Consider the following 18,030-nt stretch of genomic DNA (forward strand, 5'->3'; position numbering starts at 1 on the left):
TTTTTGTTTCTCCCGAAATATTGGGATAAAATTTCAGATTACCCTCAATCTGTCATCCTGACCAAGGAAGGATCACAGTAACATATCGACCAGAAGGGGGAAATTTTAAATTCCATTTTTTGTTTTTGTATCGAAATTTTAAAAAACAAAACATCTAATAAAACGTAAAGCCTAGCCCTGATAGAAGTGAAAATCCTTTTGTCTCGTTTGAAAAACGGTACAAAAGATTGTAACGGATAGCAGGAAATAGCTCCTAAAAAATAAAAGTATGAAAAACAGATTTCTAAAAACACTTTCTTTAGCCTTGATTTTTTCTGCAACCGCTTGTCAGTCACAGGAAAAAATCACTGTAAAAGGAAAAGAATTTTACAAAGGCGATAAACCTTACGCGTACATTGGAACCAATTATTGGTACGGAAGTATGCTGGCTTCTAAAAAAATAGGCGACCGCAAAAGGCTTTTACGAGAACTGGATCTGATGAAGAAGAACGGAATCGATAATCTGCGTGTTTTGGTTGGCGCTGATGGCGGAAAATATGATTTTACTGTTCGTCCGGCGTTGCAGTACCAGCAGGGAAAATACGATGAGGATTTATTGGATGGTTTAGATTTTTTAATTTCTGAAATGCAAAAACGAAATATGTATGCCGTTCTATACCTGACGAATAATTGGGAATGGTCCGGTGGAATGTCGCAGTATTTAGAATGGAATGGTAAAGGAAATGTTCCTGTTCCTGCGATTCCCCCAAATACATGGCCGCAATTTATGTCTTATACCGCGCAATTTCACAGTTGCGAACCTTGTATGGAAGCACTCAATAACCACGTGAAATTTATTATTGGCAGAACAAATGCCTATTCTAAAAAAAAGTACAACGAAGACAATACGATTATGGCCTGGCAGGTTGGAAACGAACCACGGACTTTTACGCCCGAAAATGAAGCGAAATTTACAAAATGGCTCAATAACATTGTCAATCTGATTGACAGTCTGGACAAAAAACATTTGGTTTCTACCGGTTCTGAAGGCTTAAATAGCTCTAATGATGATATTGCTATTTTCGAAAGAACACACAAAAATCCGAATATTGATTATTTGACCATGCACATCTGGCCCAAAAACTGGAATTGGTTTAAAGCCGATAATGCTGAAGCGACAATGCCAAAAACGATTGAAAATGCAGGAAAATATATTGACGCCCATATTAAAGTAGCCAACAATCTCAACAGGCCCATTATTATTGAAGAATTCGGTTTACCAAGAGAAAATGAAAATCTAAACGCAGGTGCGCCATCTGTTTATCGGGATCAGTTTTACAAGTATATTTTTGGAAGAGTTCTGGAAAGTCATAAAAACGGCGGACCGCTGCAAGCCGCAAATTTCTGGGGTTATGGCGGTGAAGGAAAAGCAATTCATCCTGACGGAAAATGGAATCCCGGAGAACCTTTTACTACAGATCCTCCGCAGGAACCGCAAGGTTTGAATTCGGTTTTTAATGGCGATAAATCGACTTTGGAAATTGTAAAAAAATACAATTTAGAATTAAAATAATTTACCATATAAGTTATATAAGTTCATTTTAGCTAAAGCCTGCATATCAGACTTATTAAATAAACTTATATCACTTATATGGTTTTAAAAAATATCCGCATGAAAAACATATTTATTCTATTTTGTTTTCTAATCCTAAACGTTTGTTTTTCGCAAAAGAAGCAGGATTTTACTTTGAGTTCTCCTAATGGGAAGATTGAAGTAAAAATTGCAGTAAATGAGAAAATCTCCTGGTCGGTTTCTCATGGAAAAGATTTGATCTTAGCTCCGTCCCCAATGTCTCTGACTTTGGAAAATGAAGTTTTAGGAAAAAATGCTGTTCTAATAAATTCAAAAAAAGAAACTGTTAATGCTTCCTTTGAAACGCCACTTTATAAAAAGAAATCTGTTCAGAATAATTACAATCAGCTGACTCTAAATTTTAAAAATGACTTCAGCATTGAATTCCGTGTTTTTGATGATGGTGCTGCCTATCGTTTTAGTACCAAAAAGAAAAAAGACATTACGGTAAAATCTGAAGAAGTTCTTTTAAATTTTGATCAGGATTACAATACTTTAATGCCGTATGTAAGAGATTTAAGAAATCCTAAAGACCCTTATATTTCTTCTTTTGAGGCACATTACGAAAACAAAAAAATCAGCGGATTTTCAAAAGACACTTTGGCCTTTCTTCCTTTTTTAATTGATTATAAAAACCATAAAAAAGCCGTTTTCCTGGAAGCGAATCTCGAGGATTATCCGGGATTGTTTGTCACAAATAACAAAGAAAAATCGGGTTTTGAGTCTCGTTTTTCTAAATATCCTTTACAGGAAAAGAATGGCGGATTTAATAACATTAACCGATTAATTACCGAACGTGCAGACTATTTGGTAAAAACAAAAGGAACCCGAAATTTTCCATGGAGAGTTTTTGTTATTACTGAAAATGATGCTGATTTAGCGAATAATGATATGGTTCAAAAGTTATCTGAGCCTTCAAAAATTAAAGATATTTCGTGGATAAAACCTGGTAAAGTCGCCTGGGACTGGTGGAACGACTGGAATATCTACAATATCGATTTTAAAGCCGGAATTAATACACAGACTTATAAGTATTACATTGATTTTGCATCAAAAAACAAAGTAGAATATGTAGTTTTGGATGAAGGCTGGAGTTTGGAAGAAAACATTATGAAACACAATCCGAATGTAGATCTGGAAGCTTTAATTGCGTATGGAAAAGAAAAAAACGTCGGACTTATTTTGTGGAGTTCGTGGATGGCTTTGACCAAAAACACAGATGAAATTTTGAAAAATTACGCCGATTTGGGAATTAAAGGATTTAAAGTTGATTTCTTGGATCGCGATGATGCTAAAATGGTCAATTCTGTTTATGATATTTCACAGAAAGCGGCGAATCATAAATTGATTTTAGATTTTCACGGTATGTACAAGCCAACGGGAATTCAGCGCACTTTTCCTAATATTTTAAATTTTGAAGGTGTAAAAGGTCTTGAAAATAATAAATGGACACCAAATGATGATGTTCCGCTTTACGATTGTACGATTCCGTTTATCCGTATGATGGCGGGCCCAATGGATTACACGCCGGGCGCAATGCGGAATGCAACTAAAAGTGAATTCAAACCGAGTAATTCTAATCCGGTTAGTCAGGGAACGAGATGTCACCAATTGGCATTGTACACCATTTTTGAAGCGCCTCTACAAATGATGGCCGACAGTCCGACTGCATATATGAAAGAGCAGGAAAGCACCGATTTTATTGCAAAAATCCCCACCACTTTTGATGTAACAAATGCACTCGATGGCGAAGTTGGAAAATTTGTTTCGATTGTCCGCAAAAAAGGAAATATTTGGTATTTCGGCGCCATTACAAACTGGGATTCCAGAGATATTACTATTAATTTTTCTTTCCTTGAAAAAGGCAAAAAATATCAAGCCGAAATTTTCTCTGATGGTTTAAATGCCGATAAAGCTGCTGTAGATTATAAAAGAGAAATTATAACGGTAGATTCTAATTCTAAATTAAAATACAGATTAGCAAACGGCGGTGGTTTGGCTATGATTATTCAATAAATTATTAATTTGTATACTAACAAACCCGACAGGTTTTTAAATCTGTCGGGTTTAATTACGTTTAGAAATGCAGCTTTAAATTGTAATCACCAATCTTTTACCATCAGGAACATTCATTTCCCAGGCCTTTTCGATCTCTTTTATATCAAGAGAAACAGTTTCAATTATTAACTTTTTAGATACTGCCAGTTCAAACATTTCAGGCAAAATCTCAAGCAATAATATTCTCATTTCTTCTTTCGTCCAGCTTCCAAAACCGGAACCCGACAATTTAAGATCGACACTTCGCAAAATTTCTGCGGATAAATGAATTGTATCTCCAGCCATAGAACCCACAGAAACATATCTTGTTTTATGCGTAAAGCCGCCGTCTCCTTTTAAAGATTTTAGGATCAATTCAGCGGAATGTCCCCACAAATAATCGATTATAATATCAATTGGTGTATTGGCATGAATTTCTTTAATTTGGGTTATAAAATCTTCATCAGATTGTGTTAAAACTAAATATTCATCTGCACCTAATGTTAATAATGATTTTAAAGTTTCTTCTTTTCTGCCCGTAACAATTACTCTTGCTGCTCCGTAATGTTTAGCAAGCTGAATTGCAATTTTTCCGGTAACTCCGGCTGCTCCGTTTATTAAAACCGTTTCTCCTTTTTGGATATTGGCTCTAAAACGTAAAGCCATTGCAGAACCCGCAACTGCATTTGGCAATGCTGCTGCTACAGCATCATCAAGTCCGTCTGGCACTTTTACCATTTTGTGTTTATCTACAATTGCTTTTTCGGCAATCATTCCGGTTACGCCCAAAGCATAAACTCTGGTTCCGTCTTCCAATAATCCTACTCCATCGCCGCCGGCTGCTTTTGCGGTTTCTTTACTGTCAGACGAATAATGTTTTCCGCTTGCAATGTTTTTGTCTAAATTTTTAACGGCCGATGCTTTAACAGAAATTAAAAGATGATTTTCATTTTCTACAACTGGATCTGGAAAATCGATATATTTTGGTACTTCTCCTTTTTTATAAATTACTGCTGCTTTCATATTTTTAATGTTGTTTAAAATTTATGAAGCAAAATTAGTCCGCCGTAAATCGTTGTGCGATAACATTTGTTATCAAATGCAGATTGTGATTATTTGAGCAGTTTACTTTTTATCCGGCTTAAATGAACCGAAGTGATTCCAAGATAAGAAGCGATATAATGCTGTGGAATACGTTTTATAATCTGCGCATTTTCTTTTAGAAGATTAAGATATCGCTGTTCTGGCGTATCTTTTATAAACGAAACAAAGTGTTTTATATAATCAAAAGTGCGCTCAAAAATGCTGTCTATAAAATTATTTCTTAGTTCCGGAATTTCGATTAATTCATTGACAATTGTATCCATATCTTTTTTATAGACATACCATAAAATACACGGTTCTATAGTTTCTATTGTAATCGGACTTGGAATTTTCTTTCTAAAACTTTCTATAGAGGCAACCATACCGCCTTCTAAAAAAAACTGTATGGTTAAATCTTTTCCATCTTTATTAAACCAGCATCGTACACATCCTTTTTCGATAAAAAAGATACGTTCAGAAATTTCGCCTTCATTCAACAGAACCGTTTTTGAAGGCACTTCGAGTTTATTAAAATGCGTTTTGTAATGCTCCCATTTCTGATCTTCTATGAGAAATTTATTTTTAAAATGATCAAACATGGGAGCGTTATTATTATTGTAGAATAGATTCGATTGCATTTAATTCATCATTCGAAAAATCAAGCCTTTGCAAACAGTCAATATTATTATTTAATTGTCTTACAGAACTCGCGCCAATTAAAACCGAAGTAATTCGTTTGTCCTTCTGTAACCAAGCCAAGGCCATTTGAGCCAAAGATTGGTTTCTGTTTTGAGCAATTTCATTCAGTTGAATTAATTTCTGAATGCGTTCGTGCGTAACCTCAGCTTCTTTCAAATGTCCGTTTGGATTATGTGCTCTTGAATTTTCAGGGATTCCGTTTAGATATTTATCCGTCAAAAGGCCTTGCGCCAGAGGTGAAAAAGCAATACAACCCACGCCTTTTTCTTCTAAAACATCTAAAAGTCCGTTTTCTACCCAACGCTCCAACATCGAATATTTGGCCTGGTGAATCAGACATGGCGTCCCTAATTGTTTTAAAACATCAACTGCAACTCTGGTTTGTTCGGCAGAATAATTACTAATGCCGACATATAAAGCTTTTCCGCTTCTCACCGCGTGGTCTAAAGCCATCATAGTTTCTTCTATCGGAGTCTCCGGATCGGGACGGTGCGAATAAAAAATATCGACATAATCAATATTCATTCTTTTTAAACTCTGGTCTAAACTTGAAAGCAAATATTTTCTCGAACCCCAGTCACCATAAGGTCCGTCCCACATGGTATAACCGGCTTTGGTTGAAATCACGATTTCGTCACGAAGGTTCCCCTGAAAATTATGCCATAGTATTTTTCCGAAATTTTCTTCGGCAGACCCCGGCACCGGACCGTAATTATTAGCCAGATCAAAATGAGTTATTCCTTTATCGAAAGCTTCTTTAGCAATGCTTTCTGCATTTTCAAAATTATCTACCGATCCGAAATTATGCCACAATCCTAAAGAAATTTCAGGCAGTAATAAACCGCTTTTGCCACATCTGTTGTATTTCATTATTTTAATTTAATGGTTGGAGTTTTTTAATAGGTTTTAAAGGTAAAAAAACTCCCGCAGATTTTGCAGATTTTGCAGATTTAGGAGATAAAAGTTTTTTGCCACGAAGACGCCAAGGCACAAAATTTTTTTATTTATCTCACAAAAACGCAGAGCCGCAAAAGTTTTTTTAAAATCTAAGATTCAATTGCGTCAAGATTTAGCTGGATAATAAAATTAATAAAAACACAAAGACTTTAGCCTAACTGCTATAGTTCGTTAAAAAATTTTAAAACTAAACTACTATGATTAAATTTTGTAATTTTGTTTTAAATAAAAAAATCATGGAAAATAGCTGGCAAAATTTAATTTCGATAAATCCCGATATCAGATTTGGAAAACCTGTTATTACAGGAACAAGAATTTGCGTTTCTGATATACTTTCCTGGTTAGCTACAGGAATGTCTTTTGAAGAAATTATTGAAGATTTTCCCGAAATAAAAAAAGAACACATTCTTGCATCTTTAGCATTTGCTGCTAATCGTGAAAATATAACTAAGATAATTGCTGCATAATGAAATTACTTCTGGATGCTAATATTTCCTGGAGGATTATAAAACTTGTCGAAAGCAATTTCTTAGATTGCTTTCATTCTAAAGACATAAAAGTAAATCAGCCTGCAAAAGATATCGAAATTTGGAATTTTGCAAGAGAAAATGATTTTACTATCCTTACTCACGACGATGACTTTGAGAAATTATTACTTTTAAAAGGAGCTCCACCTAAAGTAATCATCTTAAAAACTTTCAATAAAAACACCAAACAAATTGCCGAACTTTTGATTTCAAAAAAAGAAATTATTGCATCATTCGTTTGTAATAATGAATTGTTGATTTTGGAAATTTATTAGACTATTATTAAAAAAATATTTATTTAAAAACTCCGCAGATTTAGGAGATTAAAAAATCTGCTTGAACTGCTAAATCTGCGTGAGAAAATAATTTTGTTTAATCTCGCAAAGTCGCTAAGACGCAAAGATTAATTAAAAAAATGAATTGCGTCCCGCTTTAGCTGGATGTATAAAATGAAAACATTGAAAGGGCTTTAGCCAAACTGCGAGTAGTTTGGCTAAAGTCCTTTAATATTAGAATCTGTATTCCCTTAGCTGAAGCTAGGATCTATTGAAAAAACTTTGAACCTTTGTTACTTTGTCCCTTTGAACCTCAAAAACTATTCTTTTATTTCAAATCCACTCGTCAATCCCTTATCAGAACTTCCGCCGACCATAATTTTAAAAGTTCCCGGTTCTACTAAATAATTTCCTTCATTATTATAAAAACCAAGTTCTTTATCTGTCAAAGTAAAAGTTACCGTTTTGGTTTCTCCTTTTTGAAGATTTACTAATTCAAAACCTTTTAATTCTTTTATAGGACGAACGATACTGGCAAATTCATCATGAATATACAATTGCACTACCTCTTTTCCGTCATAATTCCCAGAGTTTGTAACGTCAACAGAAACCTGAACTTTTTCTCCTTTAGCGAAAGCTGTTTTATTCAGTTTTAAATTTTTATAATCGAATTTGGTATAACTTAAACCAAAACCAAACGGAAACTGAGGTGTCTTTTCCACATCCATATAATGCGACCAAAACACGTTTTTATCACTGTCAATTGGTCTTCCTGTGCTGTATTTATTGTAATAAATCGGAACCTGACCTACATTTCTTGGAAACGACATTGGTAATTTTCCACTCGGATTATAATCTCCGTATAAAACCTGCGCTACGGCATTTCCGGTTTGCGTTCCTAAATGCCAGGCTTCCACTATCGCCGGGATATTTTCTGCTGCCCACGGAATACTCAACGGACGGCCATTGTTTAAAACCAAAACTACATTCGGATTTACTTTATAGATTTCCTCTAATAATTCCTGTTGCAAACCCGGAAGATTCAAATCAGTTCTGCTTCTTCCCTCACCACTCTGAAATCCGTATTCTCCTAAAACCATTACTACAACATCAGCTTCTTTTGCGGCTTTTTTAGCTGCTTCGAAACCGCTTTTATCTGTGGTATTAAAAACAGTTTCTGTCAGGAAAGTAGCTCTCTGTTTCAATAAATCAGTACCTTTTTCAAATACCAGCTGATTGTCTTTGTATTGCTGCATTCCTTCGAGAACCGAAACTGCGGTATTATCATCTGCAGCGATTCTCCAGCTTCCCAACGGACTATTTTTATCATTTGCCAAAGCACCTATTAAAGCGATTTTCTGTCCGGATTTCTTTAGCGGAAGCAGATTTTTCTCATTCTTTAAAAGAACAATCGATTTTTTGGCCATATCCAAAACGCCGTCGTTATTGGCTTTGCTTCCTACAACCTCTTTTTCGCGTTTTTCATCGCAATATCTGTATGGATCATCAAATAATCCCAATTCAAATTTTACTCTCACAATTCTGCGGACCGCATCATCAATCAAAGTCTCTTTTACTTTTCCTGACTTTACAAGTTCACCTAATTTTGCGACGTACAAATACGATTCCATGTCCATATCAGAACCGGCATTTACAGCTTTTGCAGTCGCATCTGCTTCATCTTTTGCGTAACCGTGCGCGATCATTTCGCGTATAGAGGCATAATCTGAAATTACAAATCCGTCAAACTTCCATTTTCCTTTTAAAATATCTCTTTGCAAAAAGGCATTTCCGGTTGCAGGAATTCCATTTAATGTATTAAAAGAATTCATAAACGTACGAACTCCTGCCTGTACAGTGGCTTCAAACGGAGGCAAAACCGAATTATACAATTTCGAGTTACTAATATCAACAATATTATATTCCAGTCCCGCTTCTACATAACCATAAGCTGCAAAGTGTTTGGCACAAGCCGCTATCGTATTTACTTTCGCCAAATCGGTAACAGTTTCACCCTGAAAACCTTTTACTCTGGCGTAACCCACTTTACTTCCCAAATACGGATCTTCTCCTGCACCTTCCATCACACGTCCCCAGCGCGCATCGTTTGCAACGTCTACATTGGGTCCAAAAGTCCAGTTAATTCCGGATGCCGAAGCTTCATCTGCCGCAATTGCCGCCGATTTTTTTATGGCTTCCAAATCCCAGCTCGCTGCTTCTGCCAACGGAATCGGACTTAAAGTTTTATAACCGTGTATCACATCAAAACCAATAATAAGCGGAATCCCTAAACGGGTTTCCTCCACCGCGATTTTCTGTACGGCTCGCACTTCTTTCACACCGCGAACTGTCAGCATCGAGCCAACGAGTCCTTTTCTCAAATGTTCGTATTTTAATTCGGCCGTTCCGCCTTTTGGAGCCGGTCCCGTAACATCCCAAAAACCATTATATTGATTCATCTGCCCTATTTTCTCCTCCAGAGTCATTAGAGGCAAAAGCAAATCTATACGCTGCTCAACAGTTTTATTCTTATCCAGATACGGCTTTTTTTGTGCATTCATATTTCCAATCGTAAAAAGGGACAAAACCCCAATAATAATTTGTTTTTTATTTTTCATAGTGGTTTAGTTAGTTTTGTTTTTAAAGGCTCTGCGTTACTAGGATTCTAAGTTTATTTTTGGCGTGTCCCTCCGGGTCGGGCTTTCGGCTTTATCTTTTGTTTCGTTTCACTCCCAAAAGGATACCGCCTCTATCCCTCACGCAATCGTTGTTAAAAGAATCTTTTCGTTTATCAAATCCTTATTTTCAAACAAAAAACATCTATATGATACATTATGTGACTTCGACTTCGCTCAGTCTGACATTTCAGTATCAAAAATCAGTGTGAATCTGCTTAATCGTTAAATCTGCGGGCAAATTTCTATTCGCTTATAAAGCAAGAAGCTGGCAAATTCGCTTTATTAAACAAATCTGACTGAATCGTATTTCCCCATGCAAACCTTACTTTTACAGGATTTGAAACTTTTTTACTTGTCAAAATCACATCATTATTTTTAATAGCAGCCTCGGCAGGAAAAAAAACTCCATCTGCTCCAGCCAATTCAAACTGATTTGATTTTTTGTTTCTAAAATAAAGTCCGTCAGCATAATCAAAAGAAACAATGACTTTGTCTTTATCCACTTTTAAATTTTTAAAAAGAGGACCATTTGTCAAACCCACATTTACTTTATATGTTTCAGCTAAAGCCAGATTGGCCAATCGGATTCCGACTGCCTTTTTATTTTTTGGATGAATATCAATCGTATCCGAAACATCGCTGATTACGACCATTCCTGTATTATTGACTTCTTTGAGTAGTTTTCTTTGAGAATCTCTTACGGTTACGTTGGAGAAATTATTGCTTCCGGTTTTATAAGGTGCAATTTGTACGTAATAAAAAGGGAAATCATCTTTCCATTCTTTTCTCCATGAAGTGATTAATGCTCCTAAAGTTTTATCATAAACCAAAGAACCTACATTCGATTCGCCTTGGTACCAAAGCGTTCCTGCAATTTTAAATCTGGTAATGGGATAAATCATAGCGTTGTAGGCGCGTCCGGGTTGTCTTGGCCCGTATTCCTGTTCGTTTAATTTTTTGGCATTTTCCAGTAAAACCGGATCGTTTTTTACAACATCCTCCAGCATCCAGATTTCAGCCGGAGTTCCGCCCCAATTGGATGAAATTAATCCGATGGGAACATTTTTTAAATCTTCACGAAGACGTTTTGCAAAAAAATAACCAACAGCGCTAAAATACTTCATGGTTTCCGGAGTTGATTCTGTCCAGTTTCCCAACAAATTATTTTGCGGGGTTTCTGCCGTTAATTTCGGAACGGTAAAAAATCGGATATTGGGATTCATGGCGTTTTTCATTTCCTCCTCACCATCATCAATTCCCCAGCTGGCAGACATTTCCATGTTGGATTGTCCGGAGCAAAGCCAGACTTCGCCAATTAAAATATTCTTTAGAACAACTTCATTATACCCTTTTACAGAAATCGTATAGGGTCCGCCCGCTTCCGGAGTTTTAATGGTAAGTTCCCATTTTGCCTGGTTATTGGCAATGGTTTTATATTCCTGATTGTTCCAGCCGGAAACCAATCTGATTTCTTCTTTCGGATTTCCCCAGCCCCAAATTTTCACTTCAGAATTGCGCTGTAAAACCATATTATCACCAAAAATATTTGGAAGGGAAACGTTTGCCATCATAGTACCGGAAATCAATAGAAAGAAAACAAACTTAAAAATATTATTTTTCATTTAGTAATTTCTTTAAAAATGGAGCATACTCGTTTGCCAAAACTTGATGATCTGCCACGTCTGGGTGTCCGCTGCAGCCTTTTGGAGTCATTGGTTTAAATTTAAAAATCTGAATTGGCTTGTGCATTTTGTCTTTCGCGAAAGCGTCTTTTACTTTATTCAGACAATCTTCAAACACAACTCCCCTTTCGCCGCCCACCATGGGACTATTGGTAATAACAATCTGCACTTTCGGATTATGTTCGTACAACATTTTGATAAAATTGATATAATTGGAAACATATTTTTCAGGATTAAAAGGCAGACGCTCTTTTTTACCGTCTCCACCAGAAAAATCGTTGGTTCCCAAAGCAATACTTATAATATCCGGCTGAAAGGCAAAATCATATTTTGGTTTAGACGAATCTTTTGTCAGATATAAATTCGGATACACCTCCGGCATAATTGCCTCATCTTTATTCTCATCATTCCAATTGCGGTACATTCCGATTCCCGAAACGCAGCTCATTAAATAGTCGACTCCAAGTTGTCTTGCAATTCTGGGTCCGTAAGCATAATAACTGTTGTGATGATCCATATATTCTCCTTTATCACAAGGCGTTTCAGATGCATCGCTCGCGGCACCACAAGTAATAGAATCGCCAATAAACTCAATTTTCTTTTTCTTTTTAAACGAAATTGAAGTAAGCTTTGCCGTTGTGCCTGCAAATAAAATTCCTCCAGAATGTGCTTCTGTATCTTTATAAATTTCCAGACTATGTTTTTTAATATTTTCTGTAACTTTAATTGGAAAAGACTGAGCAGCACCTTTTTCGATTCGTATTTTACCAATATATTTATCATCCAAAACTAAAGACACATAGTTATGATGCTCGTAAGAATCAACACTTTGAAGTGAAATTGAACATTCATTTCCGGTAAAATGGAAAGAAACAGAAGCGGCAGTTCCAATTAAAATCACCTGATTATTTTGCAATTTTTCGATTCTGCCTTCGTATAAAAAAGTTTTATTTGAATTTTGAGTTTGTGCTATCGAAACAACCGAAATCATTAAAAACAGAATTAAAAGCGCTATTTTTTTGAGAAACATAATTTATTTGTTAAATATAAATACGATTCACAAATATATTTGAAATGATGTACACAGAAAGATACTAAAATGTCAAAAAGTAATAAAAAAACACCACATAAACACATCAATGCAACTATAAGAAATGGTAATTCTTACAATTTAACACGAGATATTAAATTAAGAGTTTATCTTTAGCATTTAAATCGCTAAAAATGAAAGTACTTTTTTTATACGCCCTGCCACTTTTCTTTTTTTCTGCTTTTAATTGTAAGAACGAATCAAAACAAAACGTTTCTCACAGTGCTGCAGTCTCTACAGACACAGAACGGGAGGCGATTATTATGTATGCAAAAAAATATTTGGGCACACCTTATTTATATGCAGGCGCCGATCCCTCTAAAGGATTTGACTGCTCAGGTTTTGTAAGTTACGTTTTTAAAAACTTTGGATTAAGCCTACCCAGAAGTTCCGGCGGATATAAAAATTTAGGAAAAGCTTTAAAACCTGAAGATTTTAAAGTTGGCGATGTTTTAGTTTTTTACGGTTATAAAGACCGGACCATAATAGGTCATTTAGGAATTATTTGCGAAGCCGACGGAATGCACTCTAAATTTATTCATGCCTCATCGGGCAAAGCACAGCAGGTTACGATTACGGCACTTGACACAGAACATTATACAAAACGCTTTTATAAATGTATCGATGTTTTGAATAAGTAATTTTTTTAACCATCAATTACATGAATTTTATTTCACGCAGATTTAAAAGATTTGAGCAGATACGCTCCCATTTATTTTATTGTACTTAAAAAATCTTTTGAAATCTCTGAAATCTCCCAAATCTGCGTGAAAAATATAATATACTCTTTTATTCTTCCGTCAATAGTTTAATCAGACTTTCATCCCGGCTGTAAATATCTTTGTAGAAATTTAAATTTCCATCACGATCTACCCACGCAGTAAAGTAACCAATATAAACCGGTACTTTTTTCTTTAGCGTATACCAGCTTTCTTTTCCGGCATGCATGGCTTTATCAATTCTTTCGGGTGTCCACTGCGGGTCGGCTTTTAATAATTCAATTGCCAATTCACGTGGTTTTGCCACACGCACACAACCGTGGCTAAAAGCCCTGCTTTCTCTTTCGAACAAACTTTTAGACGGCGTATCATGCAGATAAATATTACTTGAATTTGGGAATAAAAATTTGACTAAACCAAGAGAATTGTTTCTCCCCGGTAATTGACGAACCGCGCCGTTGTTCCACTCCAGATTTTTTTTCGCTAAATAATCTTTGTCTTTCGCCATTCCGGGTTTGATTTCGCTTTTAATAATACTCGGCGGCACATTCCAATACGGACTAAAAACAATATTATTCATCATTCCGCTGAAAATCACAGTTTTGTTCATCGTTTTTCCAACCACAACTGCCGATGTAAACGCAATTTTTCCGTCTTCTATCAAATACAATCTAAATTCGGGAATGTTAACTTCAATATACTTTTTGCCTTTTTCCAATTCGGGATCAATCCATCTGCAACGTTCCATATTAGCAATGATGGTTTTAATTCGCTCCGAAACGGGAATATTCAAATCTGCAATATGCTCTTTTAAAATGAAGTTCTTTTGCGAATAACCATGACGTATTTCGTAATTTTTCATGGCTCTCATTAAAGTAGTATCGCAAACAGCGCTATTGTTATTTTCCTTTAAATCTTTGGTAACAAAAAGCCTTTCCCTAATTTGAGCGACTGTACTGGACGAATCTCCAACTTTAATATTTTTAAAATCTTCGTTGATTTCGATATTTTTCCAACCGCCGTTTTTCTCAATAGCCCTGTATTCTTTCAGCGCATCACGAAGTTTATAATATTGGCTGAACATCTTTCTCTTTTTATCATCGAGAATGGTGGACTTTTTAAAAATCGAATCTGAAAGGAGCTGGTAATTCAGTTTTTTTCTTGGCAAAAGCCATTCTAACGAAATACTGGTCTTTTCATCAAAGCCTGCATATACCTTTTCAGCATAATAGTAATACAAGTTCGAAATCATCAGATCGGTATCTTCTTTAGAAAGTTTGTTGCCTGCCGCATTTTCCAGAATAGGACCCAACTTTTCATTGTACGGAAAATTAGCCTTTAACCCTTCCTGATCCAGATTTTTATATTGATTGAATAACGTATGACTAAACTCGACTAAACCTTTATTGTCCTGCCACAACTGAGTAGATTTGTTTTTCTGATATAAAGAAGAGACATCTTGCTTAAATTTAGCCAGTTTAGGATAATTTTCATAAAATGTATTAATACGCACACTATCAATTGTAAGTCGCAGTTCCGGAATTTCTGTAACGGTCGGCACCGTATTTTCCTCTTTTTTATCTTTCGAATTACACGAAAAAAGAACAAGAAAAACAATTACAACAAGAGGCGAATACCAAATTTTCATAGCTTATAATTTTCATTAAAAGTAAAAAATAATCTCTTAAATCAAAATTTAGAATTTAATCTAAAAAAAGATCGCAAGATATTTAAACGCAAAGTTCGTAAAGGCATTTACAAAGAATTTTATGAAACCATATAAGACACACATTTTGTGTAAACTCCTTTGTGAACTTTGCAGTAAAATTTTGACTTGATAATAAAAAAAAACTCCGGCCAATTTCTTGCCCGGAGTTTTTACATATAACCAACCTATTAAAATTCTTAAATAACTGTACCTTTTAAAGTAAGGATTTTTGGTGTTTTTTCTGCGCTTGTGGTCACTGTAACTGTTTTTGTAAAACCACCTTTGTTTGCTGCATTATAAGTCGCTGTAACTTTTGCAGATTTACCTGGCTGAACCGGTTCTTTTGTATAATCTGTAGCAGTACATCCGCAAGATCCCTGAACATTTGTAATCACTACAGCTGTTTTTCCTGTATTTTTAAATTCATACACAATTGCTTTTGGAGTTCCCTGCGGAATTTGTCCAACATCAATGGTTTCTGCTTTCCAAACGATTGTAGAAGCAGCAGTTTCTGTAATTGTAGTCTCTGCAACTAAAGATTGTACCGGCGCAATTGCCGAAAAAGACATAAGGCCTAAAGCCAATGCTAACATAGAAATTTTAATCACTTTCATAATGGTATATTTAAAATGGTTTATAGTTCAAATTTATATTACAAAGGTAATTCAGACAAATTCACATCGCTGTTAACCGCTTTCAAATGTTTGTTAACGACTTGTTAATCGCTTATTTTCAGTATAAAATTGATTAATATTACACTTTCAAAATACTTTTCCTTGAAGATTAATAAACTCAACAGCATCATTATATTAGGACTAATTGCTATTATCAGCATTTTGGTCGCGCAACTGCTCTGGACAAAAGAAGCTTTTACAATTGAACAGAAAAAGCTGAGTCAGAAAGCTCATATTGCTTTATTGGAAGTGGCGAAAAAACTTTACGAAGGAACCAATCACGAACTTCCTGTACAAAATCCGGTGCAGAAAATTGCCAACGATTATTACATCGTTAATGTGGATAACGAATTTGAACCCGAAATTTTAGAATTTTATCTCAAAACGGAATTCAAAAAAATGAATATTACGACCGATTTTGAATACGCTATGTACAATTGTCAAAGTGATGAGATGATTTACGGAGACTATATTTCACTTTCAAAAAAAGAAGATTGTAAAAAAAGCGTTTACTTCCCTAAACATAAAAACCTGGTTTATTATTTTGCAGTTCGTTTTCCTAATGAAACCACTTATTTGTTTAGTTCAATGCGATTTTGGTTTGTTCTTTCAACAGCATTAATACTGATTCTGCTAATTTATGTTTATTCTATTTTTAAACTCTTACAGCAAAAAAAATATTCTGAATTGCAGCGCGATTTCATTAATAATATGACGCATGAATTTAAAACACCTTTGGCTTCTATTCTCATCGCTTCAAAATATTTAATTGAACAAAAACCCATTAAAGAAGACAAAAAGCTTTTTACTTATACCGATATAATTATCAATCAGAGCAATAAGCTAAATGGTCATGTGGAGAAAATTTTAAATATTGCAAAATCAGATTATACACCATTGGAGCTCAAGAAAGAAAGTGTTTTAATTGTACCTGTATTGGATGAAGCAATAGAAAACATTAAACTAAAATACCCTGACGCTTCAGTTACAATCAGGACTTCCTCTCCGGAATATGTATTGGAAACAGATACTTTTCACTTTGCCAATCTGGTTTATAATTTATTGGACAACGCCGTTAAATACCGCAATGAAAAACCTGAAATTACAATTCATTTATATGAAGAAAACAATTGTCTGAAATTGGAGTTTAGAGATAACGGAATCGGAATAAATCCTAAAAAAATTTCTTATATCTTTGATAAGTTCTATCGGGTGCAGAACGAAAAAAGCAATGAAGTAAACGGATTTGGTCTTGGATTATATTACGTAAAAGAAATCTGCAGCCTGCAAAACTGGAAAATCAAAGCTGAAAATAATGTCGAAAAAGGTATTACTATAACCATATCAATTCCTTTAAAAAAATGAGTAATTTCAAAATACTATACGCCGAAGACGATGAAACCCTGGCATTTCTGACCAAAGATAATCTGGAGCAAAATAACTATGAAGTGATTCATTGTTCTGATGGTAAATCTGCTCTCGCTAAATTTGAAGAGGAAGACTTTGACATTTGCATTTTTGATATTATGATGCCAAAAATGGATGGTTTTGAATTGGCCGAAGCAGTCCGGAAAATCGATATTGAAGTTCCGATTATTTTTCTTTCAGCAAAAACATTAAAAGAAGACCGGATTAAGGGTTTGCGTTTAGGCGCAGATGATTATCTGGTGAAGCCTTTTAGTATTGAAGAATTATTGCTCAAAATTGAAATCTTCTTAAAGCGTTCTCAAAAAAATGTCGCGCCATTAAAAACAATTTATGAAGTAGGGAAATATCAGTTTGATACCAAAAACTTTATTCTTTTTAATAATGATGAAAAAGTCGGGCTGACACAACGTGAAGCGGAATTATTGAAACTGTTTCTGGACCATAAAAATTCGGTTTTAAAAAGAGAGCAGATCCTGACTTCTCTTTGGGGAACCGATGATTACTTTATGGGAAGAAGTCTGGATGTTTTTATTTCGCGCCTGCGAAAAATTCTGGCTGATGAAAAAGGAATTTCTATAGAAAATCTACACGGAATTGGCTTCCGATTTTCTATTGGGTAAAATTTACTTTTGATTAACCGCAACGATTTGTCATTCCGAGGTACGAGGAATCTCCGCAAGAAGCTCGACAACGATTTTAATTTTGATTGCGGAGTTACTTGCGGAGATCCTTCCTTCGTCAGGATGACAAATTGGACCTGAGGGAGATTCTTGCAAAACTTAATCGCAACGATTTGTCATTCCGAGGTACGAGGAATCTCCGCAAGAAGCTCGACAACGATTTTAATTTTGATTGCGGAGT

Annotated in this window: 15 protein-coding genes; 7 read left to right on the top strand and 8 right to left on the bottom strand. The window is 35.2% G+C overall.

The window, feature by feature from the left end; all coding sequences use genetic code 11:
• The first annotated feature begins 268 nt into the window (after positions 1-268).
• Together ABEB31_RS03335 and ABEB31_RS03340 are read left to right on the top strand one after the other, a co-directional pair.
• Positions 269-1,552: a glycoside hydrolase 5 family protein gene (locus ABEB31_RS03335; protein WP_347049922.1), complete on the top strand. Its 1,284-nt coding sequence runs from the start codon at positions 269-271 to the stop codon at positions 1,550-1,552.
• 99 nt (positions 1,553-1,651) lie between these two features.
• Positions 1,652-3,628 (top strand): retaining alpha-galactosidase, encoded by a 1,977-nt coding sequence (locus tag ABEB31_RS03340; RefSeq protein WP_347049923.1) that lies wholly within the window; start codon positions 1,652-1,654, stop codon positions 3,626-3,628.
• A gap of 75 nt (positions 3,629-3,703) precedes the next feature.
• Here the strand turns inward: ABEB31_RS03340 and ABEB31_RS03345 are convergent, their stop codons facing one another.
• The 3 genes from ABEB31_RS03345 to mgrA all read right to left on the bottom strand — a co-directional run bounded on the left by ABEB31_RS03345 (position 3,704) and on the right by mgrA (position 6,301).
• Positions 3,704-4,672 carry a quinone oxidoreductase family protein gene (locus tag ABEB31_RS03345; RefSeq protein ID WP_347049924.1) on the bottom strand — a complete coding sequence of 323 codons (969 nt, stop codon included), beginning with the start codon at positions 4,670-4,672 and terminating at the stop codon, positions 3,704-3,706.
• Between the two features lie 89 nt (positions 4,673-4,761).
• Entirely contained in the window at positions 4,762-5,370 is a 609-nt protein-coding gene (locus ABEB31_RS03350) for a Crp/Fnr family transcriptional regulator (protein ID WP_347049925.1), read from the bottom strand.
• Positions 5,345-6,301: an L-glyceraldehyde 3-phosphate reductase gene (gene mgrA / locus ABEB31_RS03355; protein WP_347049926.1), complete on the bottom strand. Its 957-nt coding sequence runs from the start codon at positions 6,299-6,301 to the stop codon at positions 5,345-5,347. Before mgrA ends, ABEB31_RS03350 begins: the two co-directional genes overlap by 26 nt.
• A gap of 323 nt (positions 6,302-6,624) precedes the next feature.
• On the opposite strand from mgrA, the gene ABEB31_RS03360 reads away from it, so the two are divergent.
• Together ABEB31_RS03360 and ABEB31_RS03365 are read left to right on the top strand one after the other, a co-directional pair.
• Positions 6,625-6,855, top strand: a complete 231-nt coding sequence (locus tag ABEB31_RS03360; protein ID WP_347049927.1) for a DUF433 domain-containing protein — start codon at positions 6,625-6,627, stop codon at positions 6,853-6,855.
• Positions 6,855-7,190, top strand: a complete 336-nt coding sequence (locus ABEB31_RS03365; RefSeq protein WP_347049928.1) for a DUF5615 family PIN-like protein — start codon at positions 6,855-6,857, stop codon at positions 7,188-7,190. The genes ABEB31_RS03360 and ABEB31_RS03365 overlap by 1 nt, the downstream gene beginning before the upstream one ends.
• Before the next feature lie 320 nt (positions 7,191-7,510).
• On the opposite strand, the gene bglX is transcribed toward ABEB31_RS03365, so the two are convergent.
• The 3 genes from bglX to ABEB31_RS03380 form a co-directional block, all read right to left on the bottom strand.
• The gene (gene bglX / locus ABEB31_RS03370; RefSeq protein ID WP_347049929.1) at positions 7,511-9,808 is read right to left on the bottom strand and encodes a beta-glucosidase BglX; all 2,298 of its coding nucleotides are present in this window, start codon (positions 9,806-9,808) and stop codon (positions 7,511-7,513) included.
• 302 nt (positions 9,809-10,110) lie between these two features.
• Entirely contained in the window at positions 10,111-11,490 is a 1,380-nt protein-coding gene (locus ABEB31_RS03375) for a sialate O-acetylesterase (protein WP_347049930.1), read from the bottom strand.
• The gene (locus ABEB31_RS03380; protein ID WP_347049931.1) at positions 11,480-12,580 is read right to left on the bottom strand and encodes an SGNH/GDSL hydrolase family protein; all 1,101 of its coding nucleotides are present in this window, start codon (positions 12,578-12,580) and stop codon (positions 11,480-11,482) included. Before ABEB31_RS03380 ends, ABEB31_RS03375 begins: the two co-directional genes overlap by 11 nt.
• 194 nt (positions 12,581-12,774) lie before the next feature.
• On the opposite strand from ABEB31_RS03380, the gene ABEB31_RS03385 reads away from it, so the two are divergent.
• Entirely contained in the window at positions 12,775-13,281 is a 507-nt protein-coding gene (locus ABEB31_RS03385; protein ID WP_347049932.1) for a C40 family peptidase, read from the top strand.
• Between the two features lie 148 nt (positions 13,282-13,429).
• On the opposite strand, the gene ABEB31_RS03390 is transcribed toward ABEB31_RS03385, so the two are convergent.
• Entirely contained in the window at positions 13,430-15,007 is a 1,578-nt protein-coding gene (locus tag ABEB31_RS03390) for a L,D-transpeptidase family protein (RefSeq protein ID WP_347049933.1), read from the bottom strand.
• A gap of 257 nt (positions 15,008-15,264) precedes the next feature.
• A complete protein-coding gene (locus ABEB31_RS03395) occupies positions 15,265-15,681 on the bottom strand; it encodes a DUF1573 domain-containing protein (protein ID WP_347049934.1) in 417 nt (138 codons plus the stop codon).
• A 162-nt stretch (positions 15,682-15,843) separates the two neighbouring features.
• On the opposite strand from ABEB31_RS03395, the gene ABEB31_RS03400 reads away from it, so the two are divergent.
• Both ABEB31_RS03400 and ABEB31_RS03405 read left to right on the top strand, forming a co-directional pair.
• A complete protein-coding gene (locus ABEB31_RS03400; protein WP_347049935.1) occupies positions 15,844-17,106 on the top strand; it encodes a sensor histidine kinase in 1,263 nt (420 codons plus the stop codon).
• Entirely contained in the window at positions 17,103-17,789 is a 687-nt protein-coding gene (locus ABEB31_RS03405) for a response regulator transcription factor (RefSeq protein WP_347049936.1), read from the top strand. Before ABEB31_RS03400 ends, ABEB31_RS03405 begins: the two co-directional genes overlap by 4 nt.
• Positions 17,790-18,030: the final 241 nt, after the last annotated feature.

The organism is Flavobacterium olei, assembly GCF_039749035.1.
GTDB lineage: Bacteria > Bacteroidota > Bacteroidia > Flavobacteriales > Flavobacteriaceae > Flavobacterium > Flavobacterium olei.

Excerpts from the sequence above, each read along its gene's own strand:
- ABEB31_RS03335 (WP_347049922.1), top strand. The coding sequence starts at position 269 with ATGAAAAACAGATTTCTAAAAACACTTTCTTTAGCCTTGATTTTTTCT.
- ABEB31_RS03340 (WP_347049923.1), top strand. The coding sequence starts at position 1,652 with ATGAAAAACATATTTATTCTATTTTGTTTTCTAATCCTAAACGTTTGT.
- ABEB31_RS03345 (WP_347049924.1), bottom strand. The coding sequence starts at position 4,672 with ATGAAAGCAGCAGTAATTTATAAAAAAGGAGAAGTACCAAAATATATC.
- ABEB31_RS03350 (WP_347049925.1), bottom strand. The coding sequence starts at position 5,370 with ATGCAATCGAATCTATTCTACAATAATAATAACGCTCCCATGTTTGAT.
- mgrA (WP_347049926.1), bottom strand. The coding sequence starts at position 6,301 with ATGAAATACAACAGATGTGGCAAAAGCGGTTTATTACTGCCTGAAATT.
- ABEB31_RS03360 (WP_347049927.1), top strand. The coding sequence starts at position 6,625 with ATGGAAAATAGCTGGCAAAATTTAATTTCGATAAATCCCGATATCAGA.
- ABEB31_RS03365 (WP_347049928.1), top strand. The coding sequence starts at position 6,855 with ATGAAATTACTTCTGGATGCTAATATTTCCTGGAGGATTATAAAACTT.
- bglX (WP_347049929.1), bottom strand. The coding sequence starts at position 9,808 with ATGAAAAATAAAAAACAAATTATTATTGGGGTTTTGTCCCTTTTTACG.
- ABEB31_RS03375 (WP_347049930.1), bottom strand. The coding sequence starts at position 11,490 with ATGAAAAATAATATTTTTAAGTTTGTTTTCTTTCTATTGATTTCCGGT.
- ABEB31_RS03380 (WP_347049931.1), bottom strand. The coding sequence starts at position 12,580 with ATGTTTCTCAAAAAAATAGCGCTTTTAATTCTGTTTTTAATGATTTCG.
- ABEB31_RS03385 (WP_347049932.1), top strand. The coding sequence starts at position 12,775 with ATGAAAGTACTTTTTTTATACGCCCTGCCACTTTTCTTTTTTTCTGCT.
- ABEB31_RS03390 (WP_347049933.1), bottom strand. The coding sequence starts at position 15,007 with ATGAAAATTTGGTATTCGCCTCTTGTTGTAATTGTTTTTCTTGTTCTT.
- ABEB31_RS03395 (WP_347049934.1), bottom strand. The coding sequence starts at position 15,681 with ATGAAAGTGATTAAAATTTCTATGTTAGCATTGGCTTTAGGCCTTATG.
- ABEB31_RS03405 (WP_347049936.1), top strand. The coding sequence starts at position 17,103 with ATGAGTAATTTCAAAATACTATACGCCGAAGACGATGAAACCCTGGCA.